The sequence below is a fragment of the Streptomyces sp. NBC_00727 genome (genome assembly GCF_045161745.1).
Classification (GTDB): Bacteria; Actinomycetota; Actinomycetes; order Streptomycetales; family Streptomycetaceae; genus Streptomyces.
Genome location: NZ_CP108981.1, coordinates 3554398 through 3573497, shown reverse-complemented (window position 1 = coordinate 3573497; position 19100 = coordinate 3554398). Strand labels below are relative to the sequence as shown.

17 protein-coding genes are annotated in these 19100 nt (G+C 69.8%); 11 read left to right on the top strand and 6 right to left on the bottom strand.

Annotated elements, in window-relative coordinates; genetic code table 11:
- The 7 genes from OG242_RS16120 to OG242_RS16090 all read left to right on the top strand — a co-directional run bounded on the left by OG242_RS16120 (window position 1) and on the right by OG242_RS16090 (window position 8064).
- Window positions 1-654 carry an SCO family protein gene (locus OG242_RS16120; protein WP_405898825.1) on the top strand — a complete coding sequence of 218 codons (654 nt, stop codon included), beginning with the start codon at window positions 1-3 and terminating at the stop codon, window positions 652-654.
- Window positions 651-1100, top strand: coding sequence for a copper chaperone PCu(A)C (locus OG242_RS16115; protein WP_405898824.1), 450 nt, complete (start codon window positions 651-653; stop codon window positions 1098-1100). The genes OG242_RS16120 and OG242_RS16115 overlap by 4 nt, the downstream gene beginning before the upstream one ends.
- Before the next feature lie 14 nt (window positions 1101-1114).
- Complete coding sequence (locus tag OG242_RS16110) at window positions 1115-3034, top strand: copper resistance protein CopC (RefSeq protein ID WP_405898823.1); 1920 nt, start codon at window positions 1115-1117, stop codon at window positions 3032-3034.
- An 8-nt stretch (window positions 3035-3042) separates the two neighbouring features.
- Window positions 3043-4338 carry an iron uptake transporter deferrochelatase/peroxidase subunit gene (gene efeB / locus OG242_RS16105; RefSeq protein ID WP_405898822.1) on the top strand — a complete coding sequence of 432 codons (1296 nt, stop codon included), beginning with the start codon at window positions 3043-3045 and terminating at the stop codon, window positions 4336-4338.
- A gap of 92 nt (window positions 4339-4430) precedes the next feature.
- The gene (gene pheA, locus OG242_RS16100) at window positions 4431-5366 is read left to right on the top strand and encodes a prephenate dehydratase (protein WP_405898821.1); all 936 of its coding nucleotides are present in this window, start codon (window positions 4431-4433) and stop codon (window positions 5364-5366) included.
- Window positions 5367-5971: 605 nt separating this feature from the next.
- Complete coding sequence (serS, locus tag OG242_RS16095) at window positions 5972-7261, top strand: serine--tRNA ligase (RefSeq protein ID WP_405898820.1); 1290 nt, start codon at window positions 5972-5974, stop codon at window positions 7259-7261.
- The gene (locus tag OG242_RS16090) at window positions 7258-8064 is read left to right on the top strand and encodes an HAD family hydrolase (protein ID WP_405898819.1); all 807 of its coding nucleotides are present in this window, start codon (window positions 7258-7260) and stop codon (window positions 8062-8064) included. The genes serS and OG242_RS16090 overlap by 4 nt, the downstream gene beginning before the upstream one ends.
- Window positions 8065-8146: 82 nt before the next feature.
- On the opposite strand, the gene OG242_RS16085 is transcribed toward OG242_RS16090, so the two are convergent.
- The 5 genes from OG242_RS16085 to OG242_RS16065 all read right to left on the bottom strand — a co-directional run bounded on the left by OG242_RS16085 (window position 8147) and on the right by OG242_RS16065 (window position 12691).
- A complete protein-coding gene (locus OG242_RS16085; RefSeq protein WP_405898818.1) occupies window positions 8147-8839 on the bottom strand; it encodes a hypothetical protein in 693 nt (230 codons plus the stop codon).
- Between the two features lie 289 nt (window positions 8840-9128).
- Window positions 9129-9848, bottom strand: a complete 720-nt coding sequence (locus tag OG242_RS16080) for an ABC transporter permease (protein ID WP_405898817.1) — start codon at window positions 9846-9848, stop codon at window positions 9129-9131.
- 23 nt (window positions 9849-9871) lie between these two features.
- Window positions 9872-10783 (bottom strand): ABC transporter ATP-binding protein, encoded by a 912-nt coding sequence (locus OG242_RS16075; protein ID WP_405898816.1) that lies wholly within the window; start codon window positions 10781-10783, stop codon window positions 9872-9874.
- Complete coding sequence (locus OG242_RS16070) at window positions 10780-11688, bottom strand: ABC transporter permease (RefSeq protein WP_405898815.1); 909 nt, start codon at window positions 11686-11688, stop codon at window positions 10780-10782. Before OG242_RS16070 ends, OG242_RS16075 begins: the two co-directional genes overlap by 4 nt.
- Window positions 11678-12691: an ABC transporter ATP-binding protein gene (locus OG242_RS16065; protein WP_405898814.1), complete on the bottom strand. Its 1014-nt coding sequence runs from the start codon at window positions 12689-12691 to the stop codon at window positions 11678-11680. Before OG242_RS16065 ends, OG242_RS16070 begins: the two co-directional genes overlap by 11 nt.
- Window positions 12692-13016: 325 nt before the next feature.
- Here OG242_RS16065 and OG242_RS16060 point away from each other — a divergent pair, with 325 nt between their 5' ends.
- The 3 genes from OG242_RS16060 to OG242_RS16050 all read left to right on the top strand — a co-directional run bounded on the left by OG242_RS16060 (window position 13017) and on the right by OG242_RS16050 (window position 16462).
- Window positions 13017-14789, top strand: coding sequence for an SDR family oxidoreductase (locus OG242_RS16060; RefSeq protein WP_405901628.1), 1773 nt, complete (start codon window positions 13017-13019; stop codon window positions 14787-14789).
- Entirely contained in the window at window positions 14786-15748 is a 963-nt protein-coding gene (locus tag OG242_RS16055; protein WP_405898813.1) for a MerR family transcriptional regulator, read from the top strand. The genes OG242_RS16060 and OG242_RS16055 overlap by 4 nt, the downstream gene beginning before the upstream one ends.
- A 171-nt stretch (window positions 15749-15919) precedes the next feature.
- Complete coding sequence (locus OG242_RS16050; protein ID WP_405898812.1) at window positions 15920-16462, top strand: RNA 2'-phosphotransferase; 543 nt, start codon at window positions 15920-15922, stop codon at window positions 16460-16462.
- Between the two features lie 36 nt (window positions 16463-16498).
- Here OG242_RS16050 and OG242_RS16045 read toward each other — a convergent pair whose 3' ends face one another.
- Window positions 16499-17446 carry an LLM class flavin-dependent oxidoreductase gene (locus OG242_RS16045; protein WP_405898811.1) on the bottom strand — a complete coding sequence of 316 codons (948 nt, stop codon included), beginning with the start codon at window positions 17444-17446 and terminating at the stop codon, window positions 16499-16501.
- A gap of 527 nt (window positions 17447-17973) precedes the next feature.
- On the opposite strand from OG242_RS16045, the gene OG242_RS16040 reads away from it, so the two are divergent.
- Window positions 17974-19044 (top strand): hypothetical protein, encoded by a 1071-nt coding sequence (locus OG242_RS16040; RefSeq protein ID WP_405898810.1) that lies wholly within the window; start codon window positions 17974-17976, stop codon window positions 19042-19044.
- The last annotated feature ends 56 nt before the right edge of the window (window positions 19045-19100 follow it).

Below are 19100 nucleotides of genomic sequence, written 5' to 3'. Positions count from 1 at the left end.
ATGGTTAAGAAGATCGTGCCGGCCGCGGCGCTCGTCGTCGCGGCCGCGCTCGCCCTGTCCGCCTGCGGCGGCAGTGACAACGACAGCAAGAAGCCCATCGCCGATGTGTCGGTGGAAGCGAAGACGCAGGCCGCGACGGTGCTCGACCAGCCGTTCACCAAGCCGGCCCTCGTCCTGACCGACACCCACGGCAAGAAGTACGACCTCCGCAAGGAAACCCAGGGCAAGCCGACGCTCATCTACTTCGGCTACACCAACTGCCCCGACGTCTGCCCGCTCATCATGAGCAACATCGCCGTCGCCAAGAAGTCCCTGCCCGAGGCCGACCAGGACAAGCTCCGGGTCGTCTTCGTCACCACCGACCCGGAGCGCGACACCCCCGCCTCCCTCGGCAGCTGGCTCAAGGCGCAGGACCCCTCCTTCATCGGGCTCACCGGCGACTTCCCGGCCATCCAGGCGGGCGCCCGGCAGATCGGCATCGGCATCTCCGCGCCGAAGAAGGAGAAGGACGGCACGGTCGTCTCGATGCACGGCTCGCAGGTCATCGCGTTCTCCCCGAAGACCGACAAGGGGTACGTGCTGTACAGCGAGGACACCACGCCCGACGACTACACCAAGGACCTCCCCAAGATCGTCAAGGGGGAGAATCCGTGAACCACCGCACGGCCCTCGCCGGCGCCCTGGCCCTGACCACGGGGCTGGCGCTGGCAGGGTGCTCGTCCTCGTCGGACAGGCCCGAACTGAAGGTCATCGGCGGCTTCATGCCGCAGCCCGTCAACGACATGGCGGCCGGCTTCCTCGTCGTGCAGAACCACGGCACCGGGAACGACCGCCTCACCTCGGTCACCAGCCCGCTCTCGGACGACGTCACGATCCACGAGACGAAGGACCAGGTCATGCGCAAGGTGACGTCCTTCGACGTACCCGCGGGGGGCGAGCTGGACCTCGAACGCGGTGGCAGCCACATCATGTTCATGAAGCTCAAGCGGCAGCCCAAGCAGGGCCAGAAGGTGTCCGTGGAACTGCACTTCGAGAAGGCCGGCGCGATCGAGGTCGACCTTCCCGTGAAGGAGACCACCCACAACCCGAAGAAGCAGTGAGGGACTGACACGCCATGACCGCCACCGCCCCGCCCTTCGGACCGCCCCCGTCAGCCCTGCGACGGCCGCTCACCGCGGCCGGACTCCTCACCGCGCTGCTCGGCGCGGTGTTCGGGCTGCTGCTGGCCGTCGCGGCCCCCGCGTCGGCCCACGCCGCACTCACCGGGAGCGATCCGCAGGATGGGGCGGTGGTCGCCACGGCACCCCAGCAGGTCACCCTCACCTTCTCCGAGCAGGTCGCCCTCGGCGCGGACTCCATCCGCGTCCTGGCCCCGTCGGGCAAGCGCGCCGACACCAACACCGCCCCGCGCGACCTGCACAGCGGCTCCACCGTGAAGTACGGCGTCGCCCTGCGCGGCGGCCTGCCCGACGGCACGTACACCGTGGCCTGGCAGGCGGTCTCCGCGGACAGCCACCCGGTCTCCGGCGCCTTCACCTTCTCGATCGGGGCGCCCTCCGAGACCAGCGTTGCCCTCCCCGGCACCGAGGCCGGCGGCGGGGTCGTCGGCACGCTCTACGACATCGCGCGCTACGCCGCGTACGCCGGATTCATCGTCCTCGCGGGCGGCGCCGCCTTCGTCCTGGCCTGCTGGCAGCGCGGTGCGGGGGCGCGTCCGCTGCAGCGCCTGGTCGTACGCGGCTGGATGACCCTCACCGCGGCGACCCTCGCGATGCTCCTCCTGCGCAGCTCGTACACCGGTTCCGGAAAGCTCGGGGACGTCACCGACCTCGACGGCCTCAAGGCGGTGCTCGACACCAAACCCGGCGCCGCGCTGGTCTCCCGGCTCCTGCTGCTCGGCGCGAGCGCGCTGTTCGTCGCGGTGCTGTTCGGTACGTACGCCAAGCGCGAGGACCCGCGCGAGAAGAAGGACCTCACCTTCGGCCTCGCCATCGGCGGCGCGGTCATCGCCGCCGGAATCGCCGGCACCTGGGCACTGGCCGAGCACGCGTCGACCGGCATCCAGCCCGGCATCGCCATGCCCGTCGACGTGCTCCATCTGCTGGCCGTCGCCGCCTGGCTGGGCGGTCTTGCGGCACTGCTGACCGCGCTGTACCGCACGCCCGACCTGACCTCGGAGGCCGTACGCCGCTTCTCCACGATCGCCTTCGTCAGCGTGGTCGTCCTCGTCGCGACGGGGATCTACCAGTCATGGCGCCAGGTCGGCACGTGGTCGGCGCTGACCGGTACGGGTTACGGGCAGCTGCTGCTGGTCAAGGTGGGGCTCGTCGCCGTCCTGGTGGGGATCGCGTCCATGACGCGCCGGTGGACGGGGCGGCTCGCGGCGGGCAGCGGTGCCTCGGCCTCGGTGGCGCCCGAAGCCGACGAAGAGCCCGAGGCCGAGGCGGAGGCCACCGAGGCCCCCGAGCGCGCCGCCCAGCTCGCCCGGCAGCGGGCCGCCGTGGCCACCGCCGAGAAGAAGCGGATACGCGACGCCGACCCCGGCCGGTCGGGGCTGCGCCGCTCCGTGCTGGCCGAGGTCGGCGTCGCGGTGGCGCTGCTGGCGGTGACCACGATCCTCACGTCGACCGAGCCGGGCCGTACGGAGGAGGAGGCGGCGCGCTCGTCGGCGGCGGCCGCGCCCGTGCAGAGCGGCCCCGTCAGTCTCGCCCTGCCCTTCGACACGGGCGGCGAGAACGGCAAGGGCACGGTACGGATGGACATCGACCCGGGACGCACCGGCGCCAACGTGATCCACCTGTGGATCGAGGACCCGGACAAGAAGCCCATGGACGTACCCGAGGTGAAGCTCGCCTTCACCCTCAAGTCCAAGGACATCGGCCCCCTCCCGGCCGTCCCGGTCAGGTTGACCGAGGGCCACTGGACCGCCACCGGCCTCCAGATCCCGATCGCGGGCGACTGGGACGTCGCGGTGACGGTGCGGACCTCGGACATCGACCAGACGACGGTCACCAAGAACGTGAAGATCGGCTGAGCAGGACCGTGAGCGGAACCAGCACACACAGCAAGGACAGCGAGAACAGCGCGGCCGGGGCCCTCACCCGGCGGCGGCTGCTCGGCACCGCCGGCGCGGCCGGGGCCACCGGCCTGGTGCTCGGCGCGGCCGGCGGTGCCACCGGCTATGCCGCGACCCGTGAGGAGGCGCCGACCGCTCTGTCCACGGTCGGCGCCACCGAGGTGATGTTTCACGGGAAACATCAACCGGGGATCACCACTCCGCTTCAGGCCTGCGGCCATCTGATCGCGTTCGACCTCGCCCCCGGCGCCGGGCGCAAGCAGGCCGCCGCCCTGATGCGCCGCTGGTCCGCGGTGGCTCAGCGGCTGATGGCCGGCGAACCCGCCGACGGCGCGGCGGACGGCCCCGGACACGACACCGGTGTCGCGCTGGACGCCGGCCCGTCCTCGCTGACCGTCACCTTCGGCTTCGGCGCCACCTTCTTCGAACGCACGGGCCTCACCAAGCGCCGTCCGCCCGGGCTCGACCCGCTCCCGCCGTTCTCCTCCGACCACCTCGACGCCGGCCGGTCCAACGGTGACCTGTGGGTCCAGATCGGCGCGGACGACTCACTCGTCGCCTTCCACGCCCTGCGGGCCGTCCAGAACGAGGCCGCCTCGACGGCCACCGTGCGCTGGCAGATGAACGGCTTCAACCGCACCCCCGGCGCCACCGCGAAGCCGATGACGGCCCGCAATCTGATGGGCCAGATCGACGGCACCGGCAACCCGAAGCCCACGGACGGCGACTTCGACAAGCGCGTCTTCGTCCCCGGCGGCCAGGACGCGGCGTACGACTGGCTCGCGGGCGGCTCCTACGCGGTGGTCCGGCGGATCAGGATGCTGCTCGACGACTGGGAGAAGCTGTCGGTGGAGCGCCAGGAACGGGTCATCGGCCGGCGCAAGGCGGACGGCGCACCGCTCAGCGGCGGCACCGAGACCACCGAGATGGACCTCGACAAGGCGGGCCCGGACGGCAAGCTGCTGATCCCGGACAACGCGCACGCCCGGATCTCCTCCCCCGAGCGCAACAGCGGTGCGGCGATGCTGCGCAGGCCGTTCTCGTACCACGACGGAATCGCCCCGGACGGCACCCCGGACGCCGGGCTGCTGTTCATCTGCTGGCAGGCCGACCCGCTGCGCGGATTCGTCCCGGTGCAACGCAAGCTGGACCGGGGGGACGCGCTCTCGCCCTTCCTGCGCCACGAGGCGAGCGGCCTGTTCGCGGTACCGGGTGGCGCGTCGGCCGGGGAGTACGTGGGCCAGCGGCTGCTGGAGTCCTGAGCCGCGGCGGACAGGGCCCCGGCCTTCCGGGGCCGTCACCGTGCATTGCCGTCCGGGGCTTCCGGGCCGTCACCGCGCATTAGGGTGACGGTATGTCCGCCACGCGCTACGCCTACCTCGGCCCCGAGGGCACCTTCACCGAAGTCGCCCTCCGTACGCTCCCGGAAGCCGCCACCCGCGAACTGGTCCCGATGGTCTCCGTGCCGGCGGCTCTGGACGCGGTGCGCAGCGGTACGGCCGCCGCGGCGCTCGTACCGATCGAGAACTCCGTCGAGGGCGGCATCACCACCACTCTCGACCAGCTGACCAGCGGCGAACCGCTGATGATCTACCGCGAGGTGCTGCTCTCCATCACCTTCGCGCTGCTCGTCCGGCCCGGCACCAAGCTGTCCGACATCAAGACGGTCACCGCTCATCCGGCCGCGCAGCCCCAGGTGCGCAACTGGATGGCCGCCCATCTCCCGCAGGCCGTCTGGGAGTCGGCGGCGTCCAACGCGGACGGCGCGCGGCTCGTGCAGGAGGGCCGGTACGACGCGGCGTTCGCGGGGGAGTTCGCGGCGGCGACGTACGGGCTCGAACCGCTGGTGACCGAGATCCACGACGCGGAGAACGCGCAGACCCGCTTCGTGCTGGTGGGACGGCCTGCCCGGCCCGCGGCGCCGACCGGTGCGGACAAGACCTCCGTGGTCATCTGGCTGGGCGACGACCACCCCGGCGCCCTGCTGGAACTGCTCCAGGAGTTCGCGGTGCGCGGGGTGAACCTGATGCTGATCCAGTCGCGGCCCACCGGGGCGGGCATCGGCAACTACTGCTTCGCGGTGGACGCCGAGGGCCACATCTCCGACCGCCGGGTCGGCGAGGCGCTGATGGGGCTCAGGCGCATCTGCCCCAACGTGCGGTTCCTCGGCTCCTACCCGCGTGCCGGTGTGACGCCGGCTGATGTCCGTCCCCTGCGCGCGGGCACGTCCGACGCCGACTTCACCGAGGCCTCCGACTGGCTGGCGCGCAACCAGGACGGGCGCGCCTGACAGCATCGCGTTGCCCGGCCGCGCGCGGTCGGGCGGCCGGGCGTCCTGGTGCCTTCGCGACCGGTGAGATCAGCGGATTGTCTTCATCGGAAAGTTATCCACAGGTCTGAGCCGGAACCTGGGGACAAGTCGACACCGCAATCCGACATGGTCGACAAATCAACGCAGCACTCCCAGATCCGTTCACAGAGCTTCGAGTCGCCTCCTGTCAGCCCAATTCCGTTGATCAACCCTTTAGGGCTATCAATTCCCACCCGAACGAGCGCGCGAAGTGGGTTTGAACTCTGAATCCATGTGCTTTCACCGGCCCGCCGGAATGATCTCCTCCACGTCCACAGACTTTCCCCACAGCCTGTGGATAACTTCGCCGAGCCGCCCACTCCTGTGGACAAGCGACGACCAACTGCCCCGCCACGCACGGCCGATGCCTTCAGAGGCCTGCCCCTTCTGCCCCTTTTAGGGGAATAGGGCCCTTTCTTTGCGCACAACCGGCCTCCCGCCCCGTCGACCGCTCCCAGAATGCCAAATGCTGCCAATTCGGGCAAAACTCCACGCTTGTCCCTATCGGTTCAAGTGGGCGAAGCCGACACCGGTAGCCTGGAGCGGTGATTGACCTTCGCCTGATTCGTGAGGACCCCGACCGTGTTCGCGCCTCCCAGCGCAGCCGGGGAGAGGACGTCGCACTCGTCGATGCCCTTCTCTCCGCCGACGAACGGCGCAGGTCGTCCGGGGTGGCGTTCGACGAGCTCCGATCCGAGCAGAAGTCGCTCGGAAAGCTCATCCCCAAGGCCTCTCCCGAGGAGCGCGCCGAACTCCTGACCCGCGCCGAGCAGCTCAAGGGCGACGTCAAGGCGGCCGACGCGGCCCGGGACGAGGCCGACGCGGAGACCAGGAACCTGCTGCTCCGGCTCGGCAACATCGTCCACCCGGATGTGCCGGTCGGCGGCGAGGAGGACTTCGTCGTCCTGGAGACGCACGGGACGATCCGCGACTTCGGAGCCGAGGGATTCGAGCCCAAGGACCACCTGGAGCTCGGCGAGGCACTGGGCGCGATCGACATGGAGCGCGGCGCCAAGGTCTCAGGCTCGCGCTTCTACTACCTGACGGGTGTGGGCGCGCTGCTGGAGCTCGCGCTCGTCAACGCGGCGGTCGCCCAGGCCACCGAGGCCGGCTTCACCCCGATGCTGACCCCGACGCTGGTCCGCCCGCGCGCCATGGAGGGAACCGGATTCCTCGGCCAGGCCGCGGACGACGTCTACCACCTGGACAAGGACGACCAGTACCTCGTCGGCACCTCCGAGGTACCGCTCGCCGCGTACCACATGGACGAGATCATCGACGCGGACACGCTCCCGCTGCGCTACGCCGGCTACTCGTCCTGCTACCGCCGCGAGGCCGGGACGTACGGCAAGGACACCCGCGGCATCTTCCGGGTCCACCAGTTCACCAAGGTCGAGATGTTCTCGTACGTCGACCCGGCGGACGCGGAGGCCGAGCACCTGCGCCTGCTGGACTGGGAGAAGCAGTGGCTCACCGGTCTTGAGCTGCCCTTCCAGGTCATCGACGTCGCCAGTGGCGACCTGGGGGCATCGGCCACCAGGAAGTACGACTGCGAGGCGTGGATCCCGACCCAGGGCAAGTACCGCGAGCTCACGTCCGCGTCCAACTGCGGTGAGTTCCAGGCGCGCAGGCTCTCGGTCCGGATGCGCGACAACCGCGACGGCAAGAAGGTCACGCAGCCCCTGGCCACGCTGAACGGCACCCTCTGCGCCGTCCCGCGCACCATCGTGGCGATCCTGGAGAACCACCAGCTGGCCAACGGTTCGGTGCGGGTGCCCGAGGTACTCCGCCCCTACCTGGGCGGCCGCGAGATCCTGGAGCCGGTCGCCAAGTGACCTTTCCCTACAAGCTCGTCGCCACCGACCTCGACGGCACCCTGCTGCGCGACGACCACACCGTATCCGCACGGACGCGCGAGGCCCTGGACGCCGCCGCCGCGGCCGGTGCGGCGCACATCATCGTCACCGGGCGCGCCGTCCCGTGGACCCGGCACATCCTGGACGACCTCGGCTACGAGGGCCTGGCCGTCTGCGCCCAGGGCGCGCAGGTCTACCACGCGGGTGAGCGCAGGCTGCTGACTTCGCTCACCCTGGACCGGCAGCTCGCCGGGCTCGCCCTCTCGAAGGTCGAGGCCGAGGTCGGTCCGCTGGCGCTGGCCGCGAGCCGTGACGGGCTCGACGGCGATGTGCTGGTCGGGCCGGGCTACCGCGTTCAGGAGGGGCCGCACCCCGCCGTCTTCGTCCAGGAACCGGCCGAGATGTGGGCCGCTCCGCTGAACAAGGTGTACATACAGCATCCGGAGCTCGACGACGACGCACTGGCCAAGGCCGCGCGGGCGGCGGTCGGGAATCTGGTGGACGTGGTCATGGCGGGCCCGGGGGTCGTGGAGATCCTTCCGCTGGGGCTGAGCAAGGCCACCGGCCTCTCGCTGGCGGCGCGCCGGCTGGGCGTGAAGGCGGCGGACACGATCGCCTTCGGCGACATGCCCAACGACATCCCGATGTTCGCCTGGGCCAGGCACGGTGTGGCCATGGCCAACGCCCACGACGATCTGAAGGCCGTCGCCCAGGAGACGACCGCGTCGAACGAGGACGACGGCATCGCGGTGGTGCTGGAGCGGCTGCTCCGGGAGTCGTAGACCGCCCGCTTTCTTCGCGCGGCTCAGGGACCGGGGCGCCGCCTCGGTCCCTGAGCCCTTTTCTACGTCTGTCGGGTCCAGATCAACGCTGGTTGCGCCGGTTCAGCTCCTTCAGATTGCGGGCGAGTGCGTCCATGCGGTCGTCGAGCCGGACGACGTCCTCGGACACCCCGCTCAGCCGCACGCTCATGGCGCCGACGACCTGGTGGGTCGCCTCCAGCCTGCGGTCGAGGCTGTCGAGCCGGTGCGACATCCGGTTGAGGACCGGGCCCAGCTCCTGGAGCGCGGTACCCACGCCTGCCAGATGGCTCTCGACCCGGGTGACGCGGTGTTCGAGCGACGCGTACCCGGCGCGCAGGTCCTGCTCGGCGTCGAGCAGATACGTACGCACGCACCGTGCGACGTCGCTGTCGCGAAGAAGCATGGCGACGTTGAGCACGGTCCGGCGGGTGAACAGACGGAGCTGAGTGGCCGCCTGTGGATAACTTCCGGCACCTTCACCGCCCCATAGGGACAACATGTCCCTATGGAAGGCTTCCAGGTCAGAGCCTCGAAGTGTCCTGAGCCCGTTCTCCTCCAGCTCGACCCGATGGCGGTGGGTCACCTTTTTGACCACCTCTGTGGACACTTCGAAGTAACGAGCCACGTCCGCTGTGCGAAGGTGAATCCCATCCGGGAGCATGACAAGGCTTTTCACCTTGTCCAGGACGTCGACACGCCCCATCTGTTCGACGCGCAGTGAGCGTGATTCGAGCAAGGCGACTTCCGTCGGCATGAGCTGCCTTCCGTTCGTGAAAACTACGCGGAAATGGACAGCCCTCTCCCCGGGCTTCAGGGGCGGAGGACGCTCACGGTTGCCACTCACTCAAGGAACCGACCGGCGGGTGCTACCTCGCCGTATCGGCCATCTGCTCTTTCACGAACGCTACGACGCCACGGATTCCAGTTGCCTCCACGCGCCGTGAACAACGAACCGATAACCGTACAGTTACGCGTAGGACTGTCCGACATGTGAAAACCCCCGGCCGTTCGGCCGGGGGTTTTCACATCGGAAGGGCGGGCACTCACTCCTCGCCGGCGAGCTTCAGCGTGCGCAGCTTCTGCCCCGCGTACCAGGTCGCCGCCACGGTGACCACGGCCAGCAGGATCGTCGCGAGCGGCAGCCCCACGTCCGAGGTGATCGCGCCGTTGCCACCGGTCTTCTCCGCCAGCGCGAGCGACCACTGCTGCACGCTGAGGGTGCGCGCACCCGGCACCAGGCTGCCGAACAGCGCCTCCCACACGAGCGCGTAGACGAGACCCAGCACCACCGCGTGCCGGCTGACCGTGCCCAGCAGCAGGAACAGCGCGCTGTAGGCGATCGAGGCGACCAGGGCGGCGATCGTGTACGCCACCGCGATCTGCTGGCCGTTGCCGTTCAGGATCAGACCGGCGAGCAGAGTCGGGACCGCCGAGAACACCATGGTCACCGCGACAGCGACGATCAGCTTGGTGAAGATGATCGTCGGGCGACTCACCGGCTTGGCCAGCAGGTAGACGATCGAGCCGTCGTCGATCTCCGGGCCGATGGCGCCCGTACCGGCGATCACGCCGATCAGCGGCACCATGGTGGCGATGGCGAATCCGCCCAGCACGTCCGAGGCCACCTGGTCGTCGGCCCCCGCGAACATCCGTACCGCGACCGCGATGACGATCAGCAGCGCGGGCAGGACGAAGAGGATGGCGGCCCGGCGCCGGCCGAGCAGCGCCCGGTAGGTGAGCCGGGCGACTGTGGGGTCGTACATGACGTCACAGCTCCTTGTCGGCCTCAGGCCGCTACGAGATAGGAAAAGACCGATTCGAGGGACTCGTCGGACGGCGAAACGGTCAGAAGACGAATGCCCTGCTCGCGTGCGACCTTGGGCAACAGTGTGGTGAAGCGGCCGAAATCGATCGCCTGGATACGCAAGGCGTTCTCACTCAGGTCCACTTCGATCCCTGCCGTCGACGGATCGGCGATGAGCGCGGCGGCCAGGGCCCGGTCGTCACTGGACCGTACGAGATAGCGGTGCGGGCGGTCCGTCATCAGCCGGCGGATGCGGCGGAAGTCACCGGAGGCCGCGTGCCGTCCCGCGACGATCACCTCGATGTGCGAGGCGAGTTGCTCGACCTCTTCGAGGATGTGCGAGGAGAAGAGGACCGTACGGCCCTCCGCGCCCATCCGGCGCAGCAGTTCCATCAGCTGCATCCGCTGACGCGGGTCCATCCCGTTGAACGGCTCGTCGAGCAGCAGCACGGACGGGTTGTGGACGAGCGCGGACGCCATCTTCACGCGCTGGCGCATGCCCTTGCTGTACGTCGAGATCTTGCGGTCCTGCGCGTACTCCATCTCGACCGTGGCCAGCGCGGCGGCCGCCTCGGCGTCGCCCAGTCCGTGCAGCTCGGCGTTGGCCACCACGAATTCGCGACCGGTCAGGAAGTCGTACATCCCCTCCCGTTCCGGCACGATGCCGATCTCGTGGTACACCGCCTCGTTGCGCCAGATCGGCTTCCCGTCGAGCGTGACCGTGCCCGTGGACGGGGCGAGAAATCCGGCCATCATGTTGATCAGCGTCGACTTGCCTGCGCCGTTGGGGCCGAGCAGACCGGTGACTCCGGGTCCCACGGTCATGCTCACGTCGTTGACGGCGACCACGTTGCCGAACCAGCGGGAGGTGTGGTCGATCTCGATGGTGGTCACAGCCCGACCCTCCGGTAGCGGCGCATCAGCACGGCGTACGAGCCGGCGACGAGCGCGAGAACAACGAGCAGGTAGACGACGCCGGTGCCGGCGCCCGGCCCGTTCCCACCGGGGAAGGCCGACGTCGCCCCGAGGAACGCGGTCTGCACTCCGTCGATCAGCGTGATCGGGGAGAAGAGCCCGAGATACGGCACCGCTCCCTCGGAGCCGGTCGACCAGGCGATGCCCTGGACGGTGGTGACCGCGCCGTACGTGATGGTCAGCAGTGCGATGACCGCCGCGACGCCGAAACCGCGACGCGGCGTCAGCGCCGCCATCACGAGACCGAGACCGGCGAAGAGCACGGAGAGCAGCAGCACGGACACCATCCCCTGGGCGAACCACTCGGTCTGGTCGCCGAAGTCGAACTTCCCCAGCAGCGCGCCGATGTAGAGGATCACGACCGGCGCACCCGTGAGCACGAAGACCGCGGAGGCCATGGCGGCGAACTTGGCGAGGACGTAGTCCCCGTGCTCGATCGGCCGCGAGAAGTACAGCGGTACGGTCTTGAACCGCAGGTCCCTGGAGACCGCCTGCGGTGCCTGAGCGGCGATGAAGAGACCGATGACGGCCTGCAGGTAGATCGCGAACGACGTGTACTTGATCGGAAGTTTCGTCGTCCCCGGCGTGGCAATGGCGACGGCCACGATGATCGCCGCCACGAGGCACATCACGCCGAACAGCAGCATGGGCAGCACCTTGGACTTGGCCGAGCGGCCGAGCCCGAAGGAGCCCCGCAGGGTCTGCGAGTACAGCGAGCGGCGGGCGTAGGCACGCCCGAGCCGTGGTCCGTCGTAGGCGCGGTAGCCGATGTTGTGGATCCGGGAGGTCTCGCTCCCGGCCGCGGCGCCGGTCTCAGTGCTCATCGAGTCCGCTCCCCTTCTGCAGTACGGGTCCGGCCGGCACGGCCGCGGGCCGCGCCTCGTCGCTGCGGAACACCTCGGCGATGTGGTGACGGCGCTGTTCCATCCGTACGAGGCCGAGTCCGAGCCCCGCCACGCTGTCGCGTACCAGGTCGTACGTCTCCTCGCCGGTCGCCTCGATCAGCAGGATGTGGCCGGCGCCGGGCAGTCCCTCGGTGTCCAGCCCGTCCAGACCGACGAGTTTGACGCCCGCCTCGGTGAGGGAACGGCGCAGGGCGCCCGTGCCGTCGGGGTGGGCGTCGCTGTCGGTGACCTCGACCGCGAGCGTCGTGGTGGTCTGCGTGAAGTCACTGGTGGAGCTGGAGCGCAGCAGCGTGCCGCCGTCGATGACGACGACGTGGTCGCAGGTGCGTTCCAGTTCGCCGAGCAGGTGCGAGGTGACCAGGACCGAGATGCCGAAGTCGGTGTGGATGCGGCGGATGAGGCCGAGCATCTCGTCGCGCCCGACCGGGTCGAGTCCGTTGGTCGGCTCGTCGAGCAGGACCAGTTGCGGGTCGTGGACCAGCGCCTGGGCGAGCTTGACCCGCTGCTTCATGCCCGTCGAGTAGCCGCCGATGGGGCGGTAGCGCTCCTCGTACAGCCCGACGTGGCGCAGGGTGTCGGCCGTGCGTTCGCGGGCGGCGGTCGGCGGCAGCCCGGACATGCGCGCCATGTGGACGACGAACTCGGTGGCCGAGACGTCGGGCGGCAGGCAGTCGTGCTCCGGCATATAGCCGACCCGCTCGCGGATGGCGGCCCCGCTGGTCGACACGTCGAGCCCGAGCACCGCGGCCCGGCCCTCGGTCGCGGGCGACAGACCCAGCAGGATCTTGATCAATGTGGACTTGCCGGCTCCGTTGGCACCCACCAGCCCGGTCACACCCGGGCCGATGTCCAAGGAGAGCCGGTCGAGCGCGGTCACCCGGGGGAACCGTTTGCTCAGGCCTTCGGCAGCAATGACATTCACAGGTCCGACGGTAGTGGCGCGGGCCACAGCGGTCGTCAGACCTGACGGCTGGATCGACGTCAGACTCGAGTTGTAGGGGACCCGTAAGGGGACCTCAGGAAGGACTACCCGGATCACCCGGCGAAAGCCGCCGCGGCCTGCACGAAGGGTTGTCCACAGGCCATGTGCGCCCCTTGACGCAGCCGCCGGTCATTGTCACATTCATCAGTGTCACGTTACGAGCACGTACCGCACACGGCAGGGAACGGACGGTCGCATGGCGTCACGAGGAAAAGACCAACGGCCTACGGACACCGGGGAGCCCGGAGGGAGCGGCGACGTGCGTCTGCGTGACCTGCCGGGGGCGCGGGATCGCCGGGTGGCCACGGGCGGCATCGAGCTGTGCGTGGTCGAGCTGGGAGACGCCGAGCGGCCGACGATCGTGCTCGTGCACGGGTATCCGGACAGCAAGGAGGTCTGGACACAGGTCGCCGCACGGCTCGCCGAGGAGTGGCACGTCGTGCTGTACGACGTACGCGGCCACGGCGCTTCGACTGCCCCCAAGCCACTGCGCGGCGGCTTCACGCTGGAGAAGCTGACGGACGACTTCCTGGCCGTGGCCGACGCGGTGAGTCCGGATCGCCCGGTGCACGTCGTGGGGCACGACTGGGGTTCGGTCCAGTCCTGGGAGTTCGCCACGGTCGGGCGTACGGAGGGCCGCATCGCGTCCTTCACCTCGATGTCCGGCCCGTCCCTGGACCACTTCGGCCACTGGATCAAGCGCCGGGTGAACCGCCCCACCCCGCGCCGGGTGGGCCAGCTGCTCGGCCAGGGCGCCAAGTCCTGGTACGTGTACATGCTGCACACCCCGGTCCTGCCCGAGCTGGCCTGGCGCGGGCCGCTCGGCAAACGGTGGCCGGGCATCCTGGAGCGGCTGGAAAAGGTGCCTCAGGGTGACTACCCGACGTCCTCGCTGCCCAACGACGCGGCGCACGGGGCCTGGCTGTACCGGGACAACGTGCGTACCAGGCTGCGCAGGCCGCGCGACGACGCCTACGCGCACGTGCCGGTGCAGCTGATCACACCGACGGGGGACGTGTTCCTCTCGGAAAGGCTCTATGACGGACTCGAGAACTGGGTCCCGCAGTTGACCCGCCGCTCGCTGCCGGCCAAGCACTGGGTGCCGCGCACCCGGCCGGGCCGGCTGGCGTCCTGGATCGACGAGTTCGTGGCGGCCACCGAGGCGGCTCGGGAGACCGGTGCTCCGGTGGAGGTCCGCCCGCAGGGGCCGTACGCGGAGCGGTTCAGCGGTCAGCTCGTGCTGGTCACGGGTGCCGCGGCCGGGATAGGGCGCGCCACGGCCCTGGCCTTCGCCGAGGCGGGGGCCAGGGTGGTCGCCGTCGACCGGAACGCCGAGGGCGCCGAGCGGACCGCGGAGTCGGCCCGGGAGGCCGGGGCGTCCGAGGCCTGGGCCGAGGCGGTGGACGTGAGCGACGAGCAGGCCATGGAGAAGCTCGCCGCCCGGGTGGCCGCCGAGTACGGCGTCGTGGACGTGCTGGTCAACAACGCGGGCATCGGGCTGTCCGGCCCGTTCCTGGAGACCACCTCCGAGGACTGGAAGAACGTCCTCGACGTGAACCTGTGGGGGGTCATCCACGGCTGCCGTCTCTTCGGCCGGCAGATGGCGGAGCGCGGACAGGGCGGCCACATCGTCAACACCGCGTCCGCGGCCGCGTTTCAGCCGTCCCGTGCCCTGCCCGCCTACAGCACGTCGAAGGCCGCCGTGCTGATGCTCAGCGAGTGCCTGCGCGCCGAGCTGGCCGAGAAGTCGATCGGGGTCAGCGCGATCTGCCCAGGGATCGTCAACACCGAGATCACGTCCACGGCACGGTTCGTGGGGACGGACGCGGCGGAGGAACAGCGGCTGCGCAAGCGGGCCGGCAAGCTCTACGGCGCCCGGAACTACCCGCCGGAGAAGGTCGCGGCCGCGGTTCTCCGGGCGGTCGTGCGTAACCAGGCCGTCGTCCCGGTGACGCCGGAGGCCCACACCGCACGCTTCCTGTCCCGCGTCGGCCCCGGCGTGCTGCGGGGCGTCGCCCGGCTGAAGCCGCCGCTGTGAGCCGGGCCGGGACCGGGGGCGGCCCCCTCCCCTCGTCCGGGGGACGAGGCGCTGCCGAGTACCGGATCGAGGGCTTGGCGCAGGCCAGTGGCGCCACGGTCCGCACGATCCGCGCCTACCAGGACCGCGGGCTGCTGCCCGCCCCGGAGCGGCGGGGACGCGCCAATGTGTACGGAGATGCCCATCTCACCCGGCTCCGCCGGATCGCCGTTCTCCTCGACCGCGGCTACACCCTGGCCAGCATCAAGGAGTTGCTGGACGCCTGGGACGCGGGGCGCGGCCTCGGCGGGGTGCTGGGGCTCGTCGCCGAGGTGCACGGTCCCTGGACCGACGAGCGGGCCGACCGCATCAGCCGAGCCCAACTGGCTGCTCGGTTCGGGGGTATCGCCGATGAGCAGGCCATTGCCGAGGCTGTGGAGCTGGGCGTCCTGGAACGTGTTCCCGGGCAGGACGAGTTCGTCGTCCCGAGCCCGCAGGAGCTGGCAGTGGCCGTCGAGTTGTACGCGGCGGGTGTGCCGCTCCACGCAATCGCCGGACAGCTGAGGGAGGTTCGCGGGCAGGTCGAGCAGATAGCCTCCCGGTTCCTGGAGTTCACCACCCAGCACGTCTTCGCGCGATGGCTCGGTCACCGGCCGCCCACCGACGCGGACGCGGCCGATGCGGCGTCGATGGTGCGGCGGCTGCGACCGCTCGCTCAGCGGACGGTCGACGCGGAACTGGCCCGTGCGATGCGCATGTTCGCTACACGCCACCTGGAGGAGCACCTCACTGCGGACGGGCCCTACACCCCGGGTTCCGTCGGCGCGCCCGACGTGCCCCTCGCCTTGCCGGCCGCCACAATCGACGCGGTGGAGAAGCTGGTTGGAAGAGCTCATGTCGCGGCCTTTGTCACGGCTGCTACCCAACGGGAGGTGCAAAAGCGCGCATTGGATGCGCTGGCTGCTTCCACCCACAAGTAGTCACAAGTTGGGCAAAGATCCCATTGCGCAGGTCGGTTGTCCACAGAATCCTCAATCACCCTGTGGATAAGTCGAGTTGGCTGTGGATCAAACCTCCGAGCGAAAATCGTTCCGGTGAAGTCCGGCCGAAATGCGGATGCAGCCGGATCACGTCAGGGGCACGCTGAAGGAATGGATGAAAGACGCACCGTCAAGGTGTCCAAGTACCTCTCCAAGCACCTGCGGCACCAGCCCGAGCGGATCGGGCTCACGCTCGACGCCCAGGGATGGGTGCCGATCGATGACCTGCTGAACGCGGCGGCCCGCCATCATTTCCCGATCAGCAGGGCGGAGCTCGACCACGTCGTGGCCGCCAATGACAAGCAGCGCTTCGCCGTGGCCGACGACCGCATCCGGGCGAGCCAGGGGCACACCGTGGCCGTGGACCTGGGGCTGCCGCCGGCCGAGCCGCCCCCGTACCTCTACCACGGCACGGTCGGCCGGGCCCTGGACGCGATCCGCGTCGAGGGGCTGCGCCCGATGAACCGCACCCATGTGCATCTCTCGCCCGACCGCGAGACCGCCACCCGCGTGGGGGCCCGGCGCGGCCGCCCCGTCGTGCTATCCGTGGACGCGGCCGGGATGCACCGCGCGGGCCACACGTTCTGGGTCAGTGCCAACGGGGTGTGGCTCACAGATGCCGTGCCCGCCGAGTTCCTGCGCCTGCCGGGCTGAGGCGGGGCCCGTGAGCGCGCGGGCCCTGGACCGCTGTCAGCCGGCCAGTTGGGCCGCGCCCCGCACCGCGATCTCCTCGAACAGCTTCTCGTCCGGCGCCGCCGCGTCGAACCCCGGCCCGTCGGCCGGCACCGGCGCGTGGACGACGATCTCGGTGAACCCCAGCTCCGCATGCCTGCCCGCGAAGTCCACGAACGCGTCGACCGAGTCGAGGGGCCGGCCACCGCCCGAGGCGAGGGCCGGGTTGAACTCCGGGGTGAACCCGGTGAGCAGGACCTTGTCGAGCTCCGCCCCGTCCCGCCCGGCATCCGCGCAGGCGCGGGCCAGGCCGTCCAACTGCCGGCGGATGGCGTCGAGCGACTCTGCGGCGCTGCCCGCCTCGTACAGCTTCGGGTCCCCCGTGGTCACCCACGCCTGACCCTGGTGCGCGGCGAGCGCCAGCCCGCGCGGCCCCGTCGCGGCGACGGCGAAGGGCAGACGGGGGCGCTGCACGCAGCCGGGCAGGTTCCGCGCCTCGGTGGCCGAGTAGAACTCCCCCTCGTACGACTTCCCGGCCGGCTCGCGCAGCAGGGCGTCGAGCAGGGTGACGAACTCGCCGAACCGGTCGGCGCGCTGCCGCGGCGTCCACGGCACCTCGCCGCTCCGCAGCAGGGTCGTCGCGTCGAAACCGTTGCCACCCGCGCCGATGCCCAGGGTGACGCGGCCGGCGGAGATGTCGTCGAGCGTGATCAGCTCCTTGGCCAGGGTGACCGGGTGGCGGAAGTTCGGCGAGGTGACGAGGGTGCCCAATCGCATGCTCCGCGTCACCGCAGCTGCTGCCGTCAGTGTGGGGATCGCCCCGAACCACGGCCCGTCGCGGAATGACCGCCACGACAGGTGGTCGTAGGTGTAGGCCGCGTGGAAGCCGAGTTCCTCGGCGCCCTTCCACCTCTCCCGGCCTTCGGCCCAGCGGTGGATCGGCAGAATGACAGTGCTCAGACGCATGGGACGATTCTACGAGCGCCGGACTGCACACCAGCGGCGAAGCGCAACCGTGCCAGTGGTCTCGGAAAGACGGACGACCGAGCACGCACAGGCTCGCTAACCTGGTGGTGTGGACAAGAGGACCGACTCCGAACTGGAAGCGCTCATCGCAGAAGCGACCGTCGACACGTACGACGAGGTCGAGGCGTCAGCGGATTCTTCACGGTCATCGATGAGCACCTGCACGTTCCGTTCACCACGAACGTCCTGGGTGTCGAGGTGACCGTGGCCGAGATCGCCCTCACGAACGACTCCCGCATCATCGCCCGCTGCGTTCGGAATGGGCTCCGGCAGGACATCGGCCTGGCCGAACTGCCCCTGCCTCAACCGTCCCCGAGGGGAGCGCACTGGATCGATGCGTACCGGCGCTGGTCCGGTTGCTGAGCAGCGAGCCGAACGAGGCCCGAAGGGCATGAAAGCACGAAATGAACACGGTCACTGGGCTCGCACATCTTCTGCGCCGTAGCGCCGAACTGAAGGAAGAACTCGTGGCGTTCGGGGAGAGTCGCCCCTTCGAACGTTTCCTCGATCCACTCCTGTCCGAGGCCCTCGGCGTCGAAGGTGTATGGGACGAGGGGACCGCGACCAACGTCATCGACCACTTCCTGCTGCAGTACCGCCTTCCGGACGGCAAGACGGTCGCCGACCGCTTCGTCGCACGGCGAACGGCCCTGACCGATACCGACCGACGGATGATCCTGGCCTGGCGTGACCCCGTGGAGGGGCTCTTCGAGGTGAGGAGCAAGCACGACGACTCGCTGCTCCTGCTCAATCTGCTCGACGACCTCGAGTACCGCGCCTACACCAACGCCGGGCGCACGGCCCTCCGCGCGGTCAGGAAGGGAGGCTTCCTCAGCGCTCGACTGGTAGCGCTGGCACCAGTGCCCGACGTGTGGCTCTTCTCCGGCACGATGTCCTCCTACCCTCGCACCGCCGCGCCGGAGATCGGCGCGGCAGCCCTTGACCTGGCCACCAGCCGACCCGACCTCGTCTTCCGCAACCCTAGGAAAGTCGAGCAGGGATGGCACTCGATGCGTGAGGACCGGGCCGCCTTCGCCGAGTTCTTCGGCAGCGATGAGCTCATCCTCACGCCCGAGGAAGCGGAGGACTCTCTCAACGCCTACTACCGCCATCGGCAGCACGACGCCGCGAACCCGTCCCTGTTCACGTTGGCACCCGAACTGGCGCAGGCGGGGACTGTAGGCGTCATCTACGACCAGGTCGAGGGGCTCAACTTCTACGCGGACTACGGATCGTTGCGGGACCTGTTCGCGAACCCCGGCCTCCCGGGCCGCAAACACCACCAGGACCTGCTCCGCACGTATCTGCGCGAGGAGTCGATCACACCGCTGCCCGTCCGCCGACTGGCCGCCGCACACCCGGAGACCGTAGACACCGTGTTCCAGAAACTCCTGCGGCAGCCCGACTTCACCTGGAGCGAGCACGGCGACGCACTCCTGCGGCGACGCAAGCCCTGGTACGTCGAGTCCGAACAGCGCCCCGGAGTGTCCGTCATCGGTGACCGGCTCAGTGAACTCCTCCGCAGCCGGCCACTCTGAGCATGCACGCCATCACGCTCCCCACCAAGCGGATGCCCGGACTGTGGAGGCCGCCG